General features: G+C 65.8%; 12 protein-coding genes, 1 tRNA gene and 1 pseudogene. 8 read left to right on the top strand and 6 right to left on the bottom strand.

Annotated features, from left to right (window positions below; all coding sequences use genetic code 11):
* The first annotated feature begins 91 nt into the window (after window positions 1-91).
* Together ACYQ0R_RS00935 and ACYQ0R_RS00930 are read left to right on the top strand one after the other, a co-directional pair.
* Window positions 92-2,077, top strand: coding sequence for an ATP-binding protein (locus tag ACYQ0R_RS00935; RefSeq protein ID WP_459820455.1), 1,986 nt, complete (start codon window positions 92-94; stop codon window positions 2,075-2,077).
* A gap of 130 nt (window positions 2,078-2,207) precedes the next feature.
* Entirely contained in the window at window positions 2,208-2,762 is a 555-nt protein-coding gene (locus tag ACYQ0R_RS00930) for a GMP synthase subunit A (RefSeq protein WP_459820454.1), read from the top strand.
* Window positions 2,763-2,809: 47 nt separating this feature from the next.
* On the opposite strand, the gene ACYQ0R_RS00925 is transcribed toward ACYQ0R_RS00930, so the two are convergent.
* Both ACYQ0R_RS00925 and ACYQ0R_RS00920 read right to left on the bottom strand, forming a co-directional pair.
* Window positions 2,810-3,274 (bottom strand): MFS transporter, encoded by a 465-nt coding sequence (locus ACYQ0R_RS00925; RefSeq protein ID WP_459820452.1) that lies wholly within the window; start codon window positions 3,272-3,274, stop codon window positions 2,810-2,812.
* A gap of 8 nt (window positions 3,275-3,282) precedes the next feature.
* The gene (locus ACYQ0R_RS00920; RefSeq protein ID WP_459820451.1) at window positions 3,283-4,683 is read right to left on the bottom strand and encodes an RNA-guided endonuclease TnpB family protein; all 1,401 of its coding nucleotides are present in this window, start codon (window positions 4,681-4,683) and stop codon (window positions 3,283-3,285) included.
* Between the two features lie 123 nt (window positions 4,684-4,806).
* Between ACYQ0R_RS00920 and ACYQ0R_RS00915 the strand changes: the two are divergent.
* Window positions 4,807-5,124: pseudogene (locus tag ACYQ0R_RS00915) on the top strand (PIN domain-containing protein); the annotation flags it as partial.
* A 125-nt stretch (window positions 5,125-5,249) separates the two neighbouring features.
* On the opposite strand, the gene ACYQ0R_RS00910 reads toward ACYQ0R_RS00915, so the two are convergent.
* Both ACYQ0R_RS00910 and ACYQ0R_RS00905 read right to left on the bottom strand, forming a co-directional pair.
* Entirely contained in the window at window positions 5,250-7,070 is a 1,821-nt protein-coding gene (locus ACYQ0R_RS00910) for a ribosome biogenesis/translation initiation ATPase RLI (protein WP_459820450.1), read from the bottom strand.
* The gene (locus ACYQ0R_RS00905; protein WP_459820449.1) at window positions 7,071-7,376 is read right to left on the bottom strand and encodes an EMC6-like membrane protein; all 306 of its coding nucleotides are present in this window, start codon (window positions 7,374-7,376) and stop codon (window positions 7,071-7,073) included.
* 264 nt (window positions 7,377-7,640) lie between these two features.
* Here ACYQ0R_RS00905 and ACYQ0R_RS00900 point away from each other — a divergent pair, with 264 nt between their 5' ends.
* On the top strand, window positions 7,641-7,919 hold the full coding sequence (locus ACYQ0R_RS00900) for an ArsR family transcriptional regulator (protein ID WP_459820448.1): 279 nt from the start codon (window positions 7,641-7,643) through the stop codon (window positions 7,917-7,919).
* Between the two features lie 91 nt (window positions 7,920-8,010).
* Here the strand turns inward: ACYQ0R_RS00900 and ACYQ0R_RS00895 are convergent, their stop codons facing one another.
* Complete coding sequence (locus ACYQ0R_RS00895; RefSeq protein ID WP_459820447.1) at window positions 8,011-8,319, bottom strand: DUF7536 family protein; 309 nt, start codon at window positions 8,317-8,319, stop codon at window positions 8,011-8,013.
* A gap of 172 nt (window positions 8,320-8,491) precedes the next feature.
* On the opposite strand from ACYQ0R_RS00895, the gene ACYQ0R_RS00890 reads away from it, so the two are divergent.
* The 3 genes from ACYQ0R_RS00890 to ACYQ0R_RS00880 all read left to right on the top strand — a co-directional run bounded on the left by ACYQ0R_RS00890 (window position 8,492) and on the right by ACYQ0R_RS00880 (window position 11,335).
* Complete coding sequence (locus tag ACYQ0R_RS00890) at window positions 8,492-9,466, top strand: C-terminal binding protein (protein WP_459820446.1); 975 nt, start codon at window positions 8,492-8,494, stop codon at window positions 9,464-9,466.
* A gap of 90 nt (window positions 9,467-9,556) precedes the next feature.
* On the top strand, window positions 9,557-10,147 hold the full coding sequence (locus ACYQ0R_RS00885) for a winged helix-turn-helix transcriptional regulator (RefSeq protein ID WP_459820445.1): 591 nt from the start codon (window positions 9,557-9,559) through the stop codon (window positions 10,145-10,147).
* A gap of 1,115 nt (window positions 10,148-11,262) precedes the next feature.
* Window positions 11,263-11,335, top strand: a tRNA-Gln gene (locus ACYQ0R_RS00880).
* A gap of 224 nt (window positions 11,336-11,559) precedes the next feature.
* Here the strand turns inward: ACYQ0R_RS00880 and ACYQ0R_RS00875 are convergent.
* Entirely contained in the window at window positions 11,560-14,460 is a 2,901-nt protein-coding gene (locus ACYQ0R_RS00875; RefSeq protein ID WP_459820444.1) for a CARDB domain-containing protein, read from the bottom strand.
* On the opposite strand from ACYQ0R_RS00875, the gene ACYQ0R_RS00870 reads away from it, so the two are divergent.
* Complete coding sequence (locus ACYQ0R_RS00870; RefSeq protein WP_459825625.1) at window positions 14,440-14,862, top strand: DUF5305 family protein; 423 nt, start codon at window positions 14,440-14,442, stop codon at window positions 14,860-14,862. The two genes, ACYQ0R_RS00875 and ACYQ0R_RS00870, sit on opposite strands and share 21 nt — an antisense overlap.
* The last annotated feature ends 6 nt before the right edge of the window (window positions 14,863-14,868 follow it).

The raw sequence follows: 14,868 nt of genomic DNA, 5'->3' as shown, positions 1-14,868 counted from the left end.
CCAACTCACACACTCTCATCGGTCACGGAGCCACGATCCCCCGACTCGGTCGGAAGGATTATTTGGATGCTCGCCGTTGACGCACCAACTCGTGGCCGATGTAGCTGCCGACGATCGAACCGTGGTCGTGCTCTCTCACGACTGGAACGCCGTCGGCGACGGGCAAGCGCACGAGCCACACCCCCGTCACAGCTCCGCGGCTGACACGGCCGAGAGCCGGTCCACAGGGGACGCGTCGACCGAGATCCACAGCCCCGACGACGTCACGGATACGACACTCATTGCTGCCGACGCCGTCGTGATTACGACTCCGGACGGCCTCGAACGGGTACGGGGTGCGACGCCGAGCACGCCGATAGTCGCGCTGACGGATCACCCGTCCGCGTCGGTCGCAGTCGATCCCATCGTCGACGCGTGGGCATCCGATCTCGACGGGGTCGACGACCGGATCCGGTGGCTGCTCGCTCGTCGCGAGGCGGGAGCCCATCGCGACGTCGCGGAGCGCCCATCGCTGATGGAACGGCTACACGCCGGAACGACCCATCTCGCGGGCGTCAGGTCGACCGAGGAGGTGTACAGTGCGACGGTCGGGATCATCGAGGAGGTGTTCGATGTCGACCACGGCGTCGTCGGAGTCGTCGACGGCAAGTGGGTCGAGCCCGTCGCGGGGTCGTCGACGCCGGTGACGGGCGAGTACACGCGGGTCCGCCGCGGATCGGGCGTGGCAGGCACGGTCGTCGAGACCGGCGAGTCGCGGATCGACGCCCGACTCGATCACGACGCGTACGGCTCCGCGCTGACCGTCCCGATCGACTCGGAGCGCGTGCTACAGGCGGTGTCGACGGAGCCGGCTGCGTTCGACGAGATAGATCGGACGCTGGGCGAGCTCCTCGCCTCCCACGTGGAGGAAACGATCAACCGGCTGCGGATCGACGAAGCGCTCCGGTCGGAGCGGGACCGGATGCTCGCACTGTTCGAGAACATCCCGGACGCGGCCGTCGAGTACGACTACGTCGACGGGGAGCCGTACGTCCAACGAGTGAACTCCGCGTTCGAGGAGACGTTCGGCTACGATGCCGACAGGATCATCGGCGAGTCGGTGGACGAGTACATCGTTCCGCCGGACGACGAGATCTCCGCGGAGGCCGAGGAGCTCAACGAGCTGCTCCGGAAGGGCGAGAACGTTCGCCGGGAGGTGACTCGGCGCACGACACGGGGGGACCGACACTTCATCGTCCACGTGATCCCGATCCATCTCGACGCGGAGAACGCGTCCGGGTTCGCGGTCTACACCGACATCACGGAGCGACGCGAGCGGGAGGCGACGCTCCGCCGACAGAACGAGCGGCTCGACGAGTTCTCCGCGATCGTCTCACACGACCTGCGGAACCCGCTGTCGATCGCCGACGGCTACCTCGAACTCGCGCGCGAGACGGGAGAGACGGCACATCTCGAGCGCGTCGGCGACGCGCTCGACCGGATGGACGAGCTCGTGAGCGACCTGCTTTCGCTTGCTCGCGAGGGACGGATGGTCGGCGAGACGCGTCCGGAGTCGCTCGAATCGACCGCCCGGGAGGCGTGGCAGAGCGTCACCACCGACGACGCCGAACTCGTCATTGAGTCGGACCGGACGTGCGAGATCGACCCGAACCGCGTTCGGGAGCTGTTCGAGAATCTGTTTCGGAACAGCGTGGAACACGGTTCCACTGGCAGCCGGACTGCGTCCGGCGACAGCGTGGAACACGGGTCCACTGGCAGCCGGACTGCGTCCGGCGACAGCGTGGAACACGGGTCCACTGGCAGCCGGACTGCGTCCGGCGACAACCTCACAATCCGCGTCGGTGCCATGGATCTCAGGTCCGCCGGCGGGTGGGGGTTCTACGTCGAGGACGACGGCACGGGGTTCGACGACGAGGCGCTGGATGCCCTGTTCGAGAGCGGCTACACGACCGCGCCGAACGGAACCGGGCTCGGACTCGCGATCGTGAGACACATCGCGGAGGCGCACGGCTGGGACGTCCGTGCGATGACCGGCGAGTCCGGCGGCGCACGCTTCGAGTTCCGAATCGAGCCGTAGCGATCCGGGACGCGCAGCCGAACGCGGCTGATCCACGAATGTGGGTTAAATGAAGGTCGAGGCGGAGTGATACGACACGTTCCTGCGTTGTTTCCGAGCAGTTTTTGTGTGACACCGGCCAATCGGAGCCATGACCCGCATCGTCGTGCTCGATCTACACGGCCAGTTCACCCACCTCGAACGTCGCGCACTCCGCGATATGGGCGTCGACACGGAGCTCATCGACGCCAACACCCCGGCGACGGAGGTCGAGGCGGACGGCGTCGTCCTCTCCGGTGGCCCTGACATCGACCGCATCGGCAACGCTCCCGACTACCTCGATCTGGACGTGCCGGTGTTCGGCATCTGTCTCGGCATGCAGGTGATCGCGGCAGAGCTCGGCGGTCGCGTCGGCGGCGGCGACTACGGCGGCTACGCCGACGTCGACGTCGAGATCCTCGAGGAGACGGACCCGCTGGTCGGGTCGCTCGCACCCGAGATCCGCGTGTGGGCCTCGCACGCGGACGAGGTGAAGGAGCTTCCCGACGGGTTCACGCGAACCGCGACGTCGGACGTCTGTGGGATCGAGGCGATGTCGAACGTCGACGAGGACCTATACGGCGTCCAGTGGCACCCCGAAGTGGCCCACACCGAGCGCGGCGAGGAGCTGTTCGAGAACTTCGTCGCGATCTGCGAGTCGGCGTAGTACTGGTGACGAGCGGGACTTCTCACGACACCAATCGGTCGAGCATTTCACAACGCCGTCGACGTCGTCTCCTCCGCGGACGGATCGTCGGGCAGCCGTCGAGCGAGGAGGGCGACGATCCCCGCACCGGCGACGACGATGCCGCCCGCGACGGCGAAGACGACCGTGTAGCCGAACGTCGAGAGCCAGCCGCCGAGCAGCCCGCCGACGCCGCCGCCGACCGCGACGAGCGCGCCGTACATGCCGAGCGCTTCCCCGCGGATCGCGTCGGGCGTCAGCGCCGTCACGATCGTCGCGGCGCTCACCGCGATGACGGCCCACGTCAACCCGATCAGGAGGAAAAGCAGCGTGAATCCGCCGACGCCGACCGTCGTCGCTCCGAGCGAGACGCCGAGCACGGCGACGGCCGGAAACGCGAGTCCGCGGGCGAACAGGCCACCAACGTGAGCACGAAACAGTCCTTGACCTCCTCCCCGCGCTGAAGCGCGAGGATTCCTCCGTGGGTAATCCACCCAGTCGATTACCCCGGCTGTGAACTTGCGGGTTTGCTGACGCTGGGTTGGTCAGGCGAACGCGACTGTTCCACAAAATCGGCGGGTATCCAGTCGTGTTCGTTCCACTGCCAGTACGCCCCATCCGTGGGTGCGTCCCTGCCGCGTTCAACAGACAGGGCAGCGGGCCGGGCCATCGGCCCCACTTCAGACTGCAACATATTCCACGCCCCGATCACATCGCTGTGTCCCTCGAGACCGCAGTCATGACACCGGAACGCGTCACCGTCACGCGTCACATCGCTACTCCCGCACTCGGGACACTCACTGCTTGAGTCCTTCTCACTGACTTCCTCAACGCTGATCCCAACGTCACCGAACGTCAACTCGATCCGCTCAAGCAACTCTCGGTGAGACCAGAATGCGTGCGTCTTCTCGTTGACATCCGCATTCCAGTGTGTGTCCAACACGTCCGTGAGATCGCCGATGTACACCGTGTCGGCGTTTTGCGAAAGTAGCCAGTCGGCAGCGTGTTTCACGGCCGCATCCCGGCTGTGATCGCGTGTTCGAGACCGCACGTCGTACAACCGTTTGATCCGACTACTCGTGTAGGTATCTTCTGGGAGTTCCGATTGGAGTGTGGCGATCCGCTCGGAGTAGCTCTGGAACTGCTTGAACTCTGGCCGAGCGTGATACACGGCTGTCTCGCCGGTTTCGGTGACAACAGCCAGCGTGTTGTTTGCGCCGACGTCGATGGCAGCTGACCGGGTCGTGTTCTCGGAGTCGAGTGTATGAGTGAATGCGTCCTGTCGCTGTTGACGGAGATCGTCTGGGTGAATGCGAACAGGATGCTGGACACGAAGTTGGTCTGCGTGTTCGTCGTAGATGAGCTCTAATCGACTGTCATCACCGTCCCACTGTGGATTTCCACAAACCTCGAGTGTGATGCGTTCGTTGTGCTCGAAGTCGTACCGGTCTTCGAGCACGTCACCGACGCCAAATTCGAGCGTACTCGTGTGTTCGTCCCCGTCGAACGTGTACAGGTCGTTGCGGACGAGCCCATGCAGTTCATACCCCTCGTCACGATTGCCCCAGTAGCCCGGTGGCTCGGGCTTGGTCTGGACGGTCTGGTCGGAGTCGTCGTGGTATTTCTCGAGGAGTCTGAAGTGGCTTCGCCACGCTTCGCTGTTCTTCCGGGCGATCTGTTGGCACGTTGCTTTCCCAAGGACGGGAGCGTACTCGTCGTACAAGTCGGTGTACTCAGCATCCCACACGTCGCCGTCTTCGGCAAAGTACTGCTGTCGGCGTCGGTAGGTGATCTGATTCCAGAGAGGAGCATGGGCGGCCAACCAGTCGAACAGACACTGCCGGTACCGCTCGGTGGCGGCATCGGCGACGAGTGTGTTCGTCCGCTGTGGTTGGTCGCTCATACGCATACATTAGTGACAGGCTGATGTAAAGATTGGGATTACAGAGTGTCGTTGTCCAGCGGTTGTGAGTGTGTCATGTCGGATTCATCCACGCCGTGAACGGCGAGGCTTTCTCCTCGATTCTCCGTAATTCTCGATTACGTGCTCGCGGAGACATTGAACGGACTCACGACACACGCCGGTCACGACGCGGCGACGGATTTTCTTGACCGAGTTGAAGAGAACACACGGTTCCACGTCGACTCCCTGACAGCAGATACGTTCGCCACGGCGAAGGCACTCTTTCGGCAACACGAACGATTCTCATTCGTCGACGCCTGTATTGTCGCATATATGCAAACGGAGGGGCTCGGATACCTCTATGCGTTCGATGACGACTTCGATACTGCCGTGGACGTCTACCGCCTCACGACGGCGATCAATCCCTACCAACCGGAGTGACATATCGTTGGATCAATAGCTGTTTTACCAACTTGGGCAAGAGTCCCGGTTCACATCGATCCCGCACTTCGTCGCCCGGTGATCTCGATCGGATCGAGCACGTACCAGTCGAACTCGACGGTCGACTACGGCGCGTAGTAGTACTCCCCGTCCCGTTTCTGCTGGCGATCCTTCTGGGAATCGGGTTTGTTGATCCGGGGGCGACCCGTCCGCTCGTCGCGGCGGAACGTGATGTCGAGGTCGGCGAGGAACTCGTTCATCCCCTCGCGCATCTCCTGTGGCGGGGTGGCGTGACCGCGCTCGGCCGGTTCACCGTCGAACACCATCAGCCGGTCGGCGAGAAGGTCGATCATGTAGATGTCGTGGTCGATAACCATCACGGTCGCGTCGTGGTTCTCCGCGTACCGGCGGATCGCGGTCGTCGCCCGAACGCGCTGTTCGACGTCGAGGTGCGCGGACGGCTCGTCGAGCAGATACAGGTCGGCGTCCTCGGAGAGAGTGGCCGCGATGGCGACGCGCTGGCGCTCCCCGCCCGACAGATCGGTCAGGTTCTGCTCCATGATCCGCTCGAGCTGGAGCGGTTGGGCGACCTCCGTGTTCCAGTACGAGGAGCCGAACTCGTCGGTGATCGACGAGAGGAACGCGTCGACGCGGATCGGCTGGTCGATCTCGATGTACTGCGGCTTGTAGGCGATGTCGAGCTCGACGTCGAGCTCGCCCGTATCCGGCTCGAGGGATCCGGCGAAGAGCTTCGCCAGCGTCGATTTGCCGATCCCGTTGGGGCCGACGATGCCGAGCACCTCCGACTCGTGGATCGCGCCGCCGTCGACGTGCAGCTCGAACTCACCGTCGCCGTACGACTTCGAGAACGCCGGATACTCCACGAGCGGCGTCCCCTTCGAGGAGACGCGCGGTGCGTGCTCCTCGAAAGTGATCGCCGACGGACGGATCCGCATGTTCTCATTGTCGAGGTAGCCTTTGAGGTACTCGTTGATCCCGTTACGAACGGATTTCGGGTCGGTGATCACGCCGTACGCACCCGGCTCACCGTACGCGACGTGGAGGGTGTCCGCGAGCAGATCGAGGATGGCCAGGTCGTGTTCGACGACGAGCATCGAGCGGTCGGCGTCGTCGTTCGCCAGCTCCTGGATCAGACGGGCAGCGACCATCCGCTGGCCGATGTCGAGGTACGGCGTGATCTCGTCGAGAAAGTAGAAGTCGGCGTCGCGGGCGAGACACGCCGCGATGGCGACGCGCTGGAGTTCGCCGCCGGAGATCGAGTCGATATCCTGGTCCATCACCGGGCGGATGTTCAGACGGTCGATGAGGTCGTCGAGCGCGCCTCGTTCGTCCGTTCGTTCGAGCAGGTCGCGGGTGTTCCCGTCGAACTGCTTGGGGATCTGGTCGACGTACTGCGGTTTGCGGGCGACCGTCACGTCGGCGGCCTCCAGCGCCTCGAGGTAGTTCTGCAGTCCGGTGCCGCGGAAGCGGTCGAGCACCGGCTCCCAGTCGGGATCGTCGGCCTCGTGCTCGCCGAGGTTCGGGATCATCTCGCCGGCGAGCGCGTGGACCGCGGTCGATTTCCCGATCCCGTTGGGGCCGAGGATCCCGGTGACGTTGCCGGGCTCCGGGGTGGGGAGCCCGTACAGCGCGAACGCGTTCTCGCCGTACCGGTGGACGGGGTCCTCCTCCAGCTCGGACGGGAGGTTGATGATCTCGATCGCGTCGAACGGGCATTTCTCGACGCAGATCCCGCAGGTCTCGCCGAGACAGATCTCCTCGGAGATCCGGATCTGGTCGGGGTCGCCTTCGACCGTGTCCTCGCCGCGCTCGGTGATACACTCCTTGCCCGTTCGGTTCGGCGGGCAGTAGTTCGCACACTCGTAGCTGCAGCGGTCGGGCTGACAGCGGTCCAGATCCACGACGGCGATACTGTCGTCGGCCATCTACAGCGTCACCGCCGAGGTGAGAAGGATCGTGTAGCTGATAAACCACAGCGTGAACGTCATAAACGCCACGTAGAGGTTGTCCTTTACGCCGAACTCTCCCACACCGATGAGTTTGTACACCGGGTACTGGGCGAGCACGAACACCCCCATCACCAGTACCGCCATCGTCTCGGTGGCGTCCGCGGGGGCGGTCCCAACGTAGACGGCCGACACGACGCCGGCGGCGATCCCCGCCAGACAGCAGATCGTGGTGACGACCACGCTCCGAGTATGGCCCGTGATCCGCGGCGACTCGTCGCTCATACGTACGTCTCGGCGATCGCCCGTGAAAAGGTGTTCGTTCCGTCGAGACCGATCCAGTGGCAAGCGTTCCGGGAGTGCCGACCGCGTTGGTCGACCATCCTGCGCGCGAGCCACGACGCTGACTGACTGGTCAGTTTGGGCGTCGCTTCCCGGAGATATTATCCTGTTTTCTCCGGGTATACCGGATAATACTTCCGGTAGATTCGGCGAAACCACCCATGGTCCATCAACATTTATGACTGTGTGTGGTTTCGATCCGTACCGATGGCTGGAACACAAAAGGAGAGTCTTGACGACCTCCCACCGAGCGCCAAACTCGTCTTCAAGGTGCTCGAGTACAACGGGCCGCTGACCCAGAAGGGGATCGTACAGGAGTCGATGCTGTCCGCCCGGACCGTCCGATATGCGCTCGAGCGGTTGGAAGGGATCGACGTCGTCGACGAGGACGTCTACTTCGCCGACGCGCGACAGAATCTCTATCGGCTCACCGAGCCCGCCCAGGAGTTCACCGAGGAGTCGGAAGCCTCCTGTACCGCCGACTGACGCAGGATCGACCAACGACCACCTCCCGACCGCACCGTCGGCTAACTGTACCGCCGCCCGATCGAACCGGCGACGAACGTGCCGCGGTCGATCACTCCCGCTCCGCGGTCGATATCTCTCGTCCTCTCCGCACGGCCGTCGCGACCGTGAGCACGATCGCGATCAGCAGCGCGAACGTCGCGGCCAACACGGCTGCCAACAGCAGGAACCACAGATCCGGGCCGAACAGCGGATACTCGCGAACTTCCGTCAGCGGGCCGAGAAGCTCGAACGTCCGAACGAGGTACAACACGAGTGCGAGCAGAACGCCGGCAACGATCCCGACGCGAACGTTTCGGTAAAACTCCAGCGACTCGAGCAGTACGAGCATCGGCGGTTTACTCGGATCGTCGTCGCTCACACGCGGGCGTACTCGCCGGGGGCGCAAAGACGCATCGAAGCAGGACCGACGACGTTCCTCGCGAAGCAGGACCGACCACGATCTTCGGGGATGTTAACGATCGAAAACCGACGTTTCGAGGCCTGTATCGCAGAGTAACAGCACTCAAGTGGTTGCGTTCGCTAGGAGCGGCATGGCCCGTGTTCTACTGTCGGAGTTTCCGATGATCGATCCTGATATCTACCGCGATCGTCTCCGCGACGCCGTCGACGGGCCGGTCGACGTCGACGTGGCGGAGCTCGGTACCACCGAGCGGCTGATCGAGGCCGGAGACGGTGCGGACGCGGTCGTAACGGATATCAACAGCCCCGTCAGCGCCGAGGCGGTCGAGGCGCTGGATCTCTCCGTCATCGTCCGGTCGGCGGTCGGCGTCGACAACATCGACGTCGTCGCCGCGGACGAGGCCGGCGTGGTCGTCACCCACGTCCCCGACTACTGTATCGACGAGGTTGCGGCCCACTCGGTGTCGCTGCTTCTCACCTGCCTCCGGTCGATCGCGACGTACGACGACGACGTCTCGGCCGGCAACTGGTCGTGGGAGACCGGCCGGCCCGTCCGCCGGATCGCGTCGTCGACGATCGGCCTCGTCTCCTTCGGCCCGATCGGACGGCGGGCGGCGCGTCAGCTGTCCGGATTCGGCGCGGAGCTCGTGGCGTACGACCCGTTCGTCGATGCTGAGACGATGGCCGACGCCGACGTCGAGAAGGTGGCGTTAACGGAGCTGTTCGACCGCTCCGACCACGTCGCCGTCTACGCGCCCCTGACGGATGCGACCCGCGGGATGGTCGACGCCGATGCGCTCGCCCGGCTCGACGACAGCTCCGTGCTCGTCAACGTCGGTCGCGGTCCGGTCGTCGACTCCGACGACCTCCTCGCGGCGCTGGAGGCGGACGAGATCAAGGCCGCCGGCCTCGACGTGCTCGACGAGGAGCCACCCGGGGACGACCCGCTCATCGGACGCGAGGACACGATTATCACGCCACACGCCGCGTGGTACAGCGAGGAGGCGTACATCGAGCTGAACGAGCGCGGCGCGGCCGACATCGCCGCCGTCCTGAACGGAACCGCACCCGACGGCCGGGTCGACCCCGAAGCGGACTGGTTATAACAGCCGTCGCGCCGCCAACGGTAGTCGCTTCCCACATCTCGGAGTCGCGTCGACCGCACCGTTATAAACGCGCCGGCGAAATCGTCGATCATGCGCACGCTTGATGAGACGGACCGGGAGATCCTTCGGCTGCTGTTGTCCGACGCTCGCCGCCCGTACAGCGAGATCGCCGACCGCGTCGGGCTCTCGGCTCCGGCCGTCTCCGACAGGATCGACCGCCTGCGGGACGCGGGCGTCATCGAGGGGTTCACGCTCCGGATCGACGACCGGGAGCTGTCGAGCGGGCTGGAGACGCTGGTGACCATCCGACCCGCTCCGGCCGAAGCGACCCGGGTGTACGACGCGCTTGCCGGCCACGACCGCGTGGAGAACGCGTTTCTCACCGCCGACGGCGACGTGGTCGTCTCCGCGCGGATCGCGGACGGCGAGGTCAGGGACCTGATCGACGAGGCGATCGGGATGGACTCCGTCGCGGAGCTCTCCGTGCAGGTGATCGATCGGCAGAGCTGGTCGCCTGCAGTCGGCGACGTCGACCTCGCCGTCGACTGTGTCGAGTGCGACAACACCGTCACGGCCGAAGGCGAGTCGGCGCGGATCGACGGCACGCTGTATCATTTCTGTTGTGGCTCCTGTCTGCAGCGGTTCGAACAGCGTTACGACCGCCTCTCCGAAGATGCGTGAGCAGCCCTGAGAGGGCGGATCGCATAACACAGTGCACACACCGACAGGAGAACCGCTTGATCCAAGATATCGCGGCGATCGATACCGGGCGTATATTGCGCATACGAGAATCGATGTGTGGTTTATAAAGGTGTATTCAGCGTGGTGAGGAGTGGTATATAAGTGAGCGGTGGAGCGGAGACCGACTTGGAAGCCCCAGCCGCGACGGCTCGCGCGGCTCGCTGCGCGCTTCAGTCGCTCACTTCGCTCGCTCCTTGCAGTGCTTGCTTCGCCGTGCGTCGCCCTCGCGGCTGCCCCTTCCAGTCCCGCCCCGCACCGCAGCCTCGGACCACCCCAGCCTCGACCGGAGGGGCCGCCGGAACCGCTCGGCGGCCCCCTCCGGTCTCCCTCGCGCGCTCGCTCACGGGCCTGCGGCCCGCTCGCGGCGCGCGCCACCGCAACCACAAGCAAAACATTGTTCGTTTATCAGGCGACTGCGGGCGGTCGGCGCGCGCCTCCGAGCGCCCTTTCTAGGGCGCGAGGAGCGCGTGCGAGGGAGGCGGCGGCGAGCGCGGAACGCGCGAGCCGCCGACGAGGCTGGGGAGGCGTGAGGTGCGGTTGCGGTGCGGTCGGGTGGGGTTGAAAGGGGCAGCCGTGATCCCCGCGAGCGGAGCGAGCGGGGGCTCGGGAGACGCAGTCTCCCGGTGGGGCGACGCCCGCCGCTGTAAGCACCACAGGGAGCGAGCACCGCGAGCGACCGAGGAGCGCAGCAAGGCGCGCGAGCCGTCGCGGCTGGGGCTTTCAGATCGTTCGTCGCGGAGCTATCGCTCCCGCGACTCACTTATAAACCAAATCCGATCCCCTTACATGATTCCTTATAAACAACCCAGTCACCCTAATAAGAGACGTACGCCCGGTGTCGATCACGACCCAAGCAGCGTCGCACTGCTGAGTCGAGCGTGAGATCATCGCATACACACCGTGACAAGAGTTCCATAACACCCTGTCAGGGTGAGTCTGGCCGAACGCGTCGGGGAGTCGAGTGGTTGGATCCGGATCGACGGTCGGGGCGACGGCGCGGTCGGACGGGGCCGGAAAGTAACCTACTTGAGGGCGGGCGGGTTAGAGGCAGGCGAAGTCCCGTGGTGTAGTGGCCAATCATAATGGCCTTTGGAGCCATTGACGGCGGTTCGAATCCGCCCGGGACTATGGTGTTCCGAATATCCCCGTGAGCCGTGCATATCCGCGGCTGCTCGACGCAGCGCACGATCGGAAGCGAGTCCTTGCGGGTCGAAGCCGTCCGCAACGAGGCTGACGGGCGGGCCGTTATCGATCGCGGCCGGCACCGACGCGTCGCCGTTGCGAGCGACGAATGAAACGATACTCGAGCGGCGTGCGGGTCACGCCGAGCGTGGACCGAGCGCCGACGTCGGCTACTCGGTTCTGCGGGCCGCGATCAGCGCCGCGACGAGCAGCGCGACGAGCGTGACGACGGTGCCGAAGCCGGGGATCGGGAACTCCGCGGGCTCCTCGGGCGTCTCCTCGACCGGCGTGTCGACCGGCGTCTCCTCGGGCGTCTCTTCGGGCGTCTCTTCGGGCGTCTCCTCCGGCGTGTCGACCGGGGTGTCCTCCGGCGTCTCCTCGGGCGTCTCTTCGGGCGTCTCCTCGGGCTCGTCGTCCGGCACGCCGAAGTCCTGGTCGAGCGAGCCGCCGCGCGGACTCGGGTCGTCCTCCTCGACTTCGGTGACCGTCAGGGCCGCCGGATCGCTCGTTTCGTCGTCGGAGCGAACTCGGACGTCGAACTCACCGAGCTCGGTCGGCTGGTACGACAGGTCGACCTCCTCGGACTCGCCGGGATCGAGCTCCTCGATGGTCTCGGCATCCTCGACATCCCCGTCGATGAGCAGCTCGATGTCCTGGCGGTCGCTCGCGCCCGCGGTGCCGCCGTCGTTCTCGACGGTGACTTCGAGCTCGAACGTCTCGTCTTCCTCGATCTCGAACTCCTCGTCCTCGAACTCGGCGATCGTGAACTCCGCGTCCACGATCGGCGCGTTGAGGGCGGTGAGTTCGACGTTCGAGAGGATGTCTGCCACGTCCTCCGGATCGTCCTCATCTTCATCGAATTCGTCAGTGTCTCTGACATCATCGAAGAACACCGGTCCGGCGGCGCTTCCCCACCAGTTGTCGGGCGCGAAGACGTACGCTTCGGCTGCCGTGCCCTCCGTTTCGATGGCGGCGTCGTTCCGCTCGATGTTGGTCAGCGTCAGTTCGTGGCTGCCCGAGTTGGCGAACAGCCCACGCTCGTGGTTGATCAGATTGAGGTTCTGTACGGTGGCGTTCGAGGCGTCGCCGTGCAACTCGATCGCGTGGTCGGTTCCACGGAAGTCGCTGTCACGGACCACCAGATCCGAACCGGTGCTGACCACGCCGTGGCCATCGGAGTCACCGCGGATCGTCGTGTACCGGACCAGCGTGTCGGTACCGGCGTCGTCGATCGCCGGGTCCCACTCGCTGTCATCCTCGGCAAAGAGCGTAACGCCGCGGATCGTCGCGTTCTCGGCCTCGTCGTCGACGGCGACCCCGGTCGCACCGTCCGCATCCGCAGCCGACAGGGCGAGCCCGTCGATCGTCACGTCGTCGGCGTCGATCGCGATCGCGGTCGAGGTGAGGTCCGGCGCAGTCGGCTCGCCACCGACGGCCTCCAGGGTGATGCCGGACTCGTCGACGGTCGCCGTCGAGTCGAGCGTCGCGTCGCCGCCGACGAAGACCGTGTCGTCCTCGCCGGCGTCGTCGACCGCCTCGTCGAGCGCGCCGAAGTCGAGGCCGGCCGCCGTGCCGCCGACCACGTCGTTCGCATCGTCGGACTCGTCGTTCGCGATCGTGACCTCGAGCACGGCCGGGAACTCGCCGGCGCGGAGCGTGTCGTCCTCGATCTCGACCTCCAGCTCGACCGTCTCAGTGCCGTCGGCCGGCACCGTGACGCTTTCGGTCACCTCGTCGGCGAACGGTTCGACGACGGTGGTCTCGTAGGCGAGCTGGACGTCGGTGTCCGCTTCGACCTCGCCGAGGTTCGCGACGGTGATTTCCACCTCGTCGCCGTCGGCAACCGACTCGATATCCAGATCGTCGTCGGGGTCCTCGAAGACGAACGTCGCCGGGAACGCCTCCCTGACGAGGATCTCGCTGTCACGAGTCGCGTCGTCGGTGCTGAGCTCGATCGGCTGCTCGCCGAGGTCGAGCTCGTCGGCGTCGACCGTGAATTCGACTTCTTGGGGCTCGTCGCCGCCGTCGAGGTCGACAGCCTCCTCGGTGCGGATCACCTCGCCGCCGACGATCAGCTCGACGTCCTGTGTGTCCGTCTCGTCGCCGACGTTGTTGATCTCGGCCTCGACTACGAGTGCATCGCTCCCACTGTCTTCTAAGATCTCGTCCGCGCCCTGCACGATCTCCGCGTCCTCGATGCTCGGATCGTCGATCCGGAAGAGCGGATCGTCGGGTGCCTCGATCACCTCGACGGTCGCGTCGTCCTCGCCGCCGTCGTCACCCTCGATCTCGACGTCCAGCGTGCCGGGGTCGATCTCCGCGTCGTCGCGGGTGAGCACGACGGTTTCCGTCTCGCCGCCGTCGACGGTCACGTCTTCGGCCGTGTCGACCTCCTCGTCGTCGACGAACAGCGTGACGGTTTCGTCGCCCTCCTCGTCGCCAGTGTTCGCGATCCCGACGTCGACCTCGAGGTCCTCCTCGTCGGTCATCGGATCGGGGATATCCTCGATGAACACGTCGAACGCCGCGGGCGCGAGCACGGTCACGAACTCGGTCCGCTCCTCGTCGGCGGCGGTGACGGTCACCTCGAGCTCGCCGGGCTCGAAGGGCCCGTCGGCGGTCAGCGTCACCACCTCGTCGTCCTCGCCGGCGACGGTCACGTCCTCGTCGACCGTCGCGCCGTTTGCGGCCAGCTCGACGGTGGTGTCGCCCGCGGCGGTGCCGAAGTTCTCGATGGTCACGTCGACGTCCAGTTCGGCGTCGTCGTCCTCGCCGGAGACCTCGGCGGGGGCGTCGACGTCGGTGATCGCGAGGTCGGCGGGTGAGAGCACGGTGACGTCCTCCTCGGCGGAGTCGTCCTCGGTGAACGCCTCGACGACGCGGTCGCCGGCGTCGCGGTCGTCGACGTCGACGGTGAACTCGACGGTCTCGGTGTCGTCGCCCGCCACGTCGACGGTGCTGAACGCGACGCGGCTGTCGTCGAACTCGAGCCACGTGCGGTCGTCGGCCTCCTCGGCGCGGTCGCGACCGGCGTCGCCCGCCGCGAGGCGCTGTTCGCGGTCGCCGACCACGAGCGCGCCCACCTCGAGTACCGGCGCACGCGCTCGGACATGGACAAGTGGATCTCCGCCGGCAGCGCGCCCGACGGCGACGACCGCACCGTCGTCGAGCTCGACTCGCTCCGCGATCTGGTCGACGTCGCCGTCGACAGCGACCGCCGCGTGATCGAACGCGCCGACCAGCGCCCCCGGTTCGTCGTCCTCGACGACGACGTCCGCTACGTGTACGACCCGCCGCCCGAGGTGCTTTCCCCCGGGCGTGCCGCCACCGAGGACGACCGCACCGAGTCGGACCCCCCGACCCCGCCGACTGACGGCGACCCACGCGTGAACGACGCGACGATCGCGGACGACGGCGACGCCGCACGCTCCGCCGCCACCGACGGCGACGGACGCGGTCGCGAGCAGCCGTAAATCCAG

This window comes from Halorubrum luteum, assembly GCF_054652935.1.
This window is presented reverse-complemented; position numbering and strand designations above follow the sequence as displayed.

What these genes read in the sequence shown, in the direction of transcription:
- ACYQ0R_RS00900 (WP_459820448.1), top strand. Translation starts at nt 7,641, where the DNA reads ATGGCTGGAACACAAAAGGAGAGTCTTGACGACCTCCCACCGAGCGCC.
- ACYQ0R_RS00920 (WP_459820451.1), bottom strand. Translation starts at nt 4,683, where the DNA reads ATGAGCGACCAACCACAGCGGACGAACACACTCGTCGCCGATGCCGCC.
- ACYQ0R_RS00905 (WP_459820449.1), bottom strand. Translation starts at nt 7,376, where the DNA reads ATGAGCGACGAGTCGCCGCGGATCACGGGCCATACTCGGAGCGTGGTC.
- ACYQ0R_RS00885 (WP_459820445.1), top strand. Translation starts at nt 9,557, where the DNA reads ATGCGCACGCTTGATGAGACGGACCGGGAGATCCTTCGGCTGCTGTTG.
- ACYQ0R_RS00930 (WP_459820454.1), top strand. Translation starts at nt 2,208, where the DNA reads ATGACCCGCATCGTCGTGCTCGATCTACACGGCCAGTTCACCCACCTC.
- ACYQ0R_RS00910 (WP_459820450.1), bottom strand. Translation starts at nt 7,070, where the DNA reads ATGGCCGACGACAGTATCGCCGTCGTGGATCTGGACCGCTGTCAGCCC.
- ACYQ0R_RS00890 (WP_459820446.1), top strand. Translation starts at nt 8,492, where the DNA reads ATGGCCCGTGTTCTACTGTCGGAGTTTCCGATGATCGATCCTGATATC.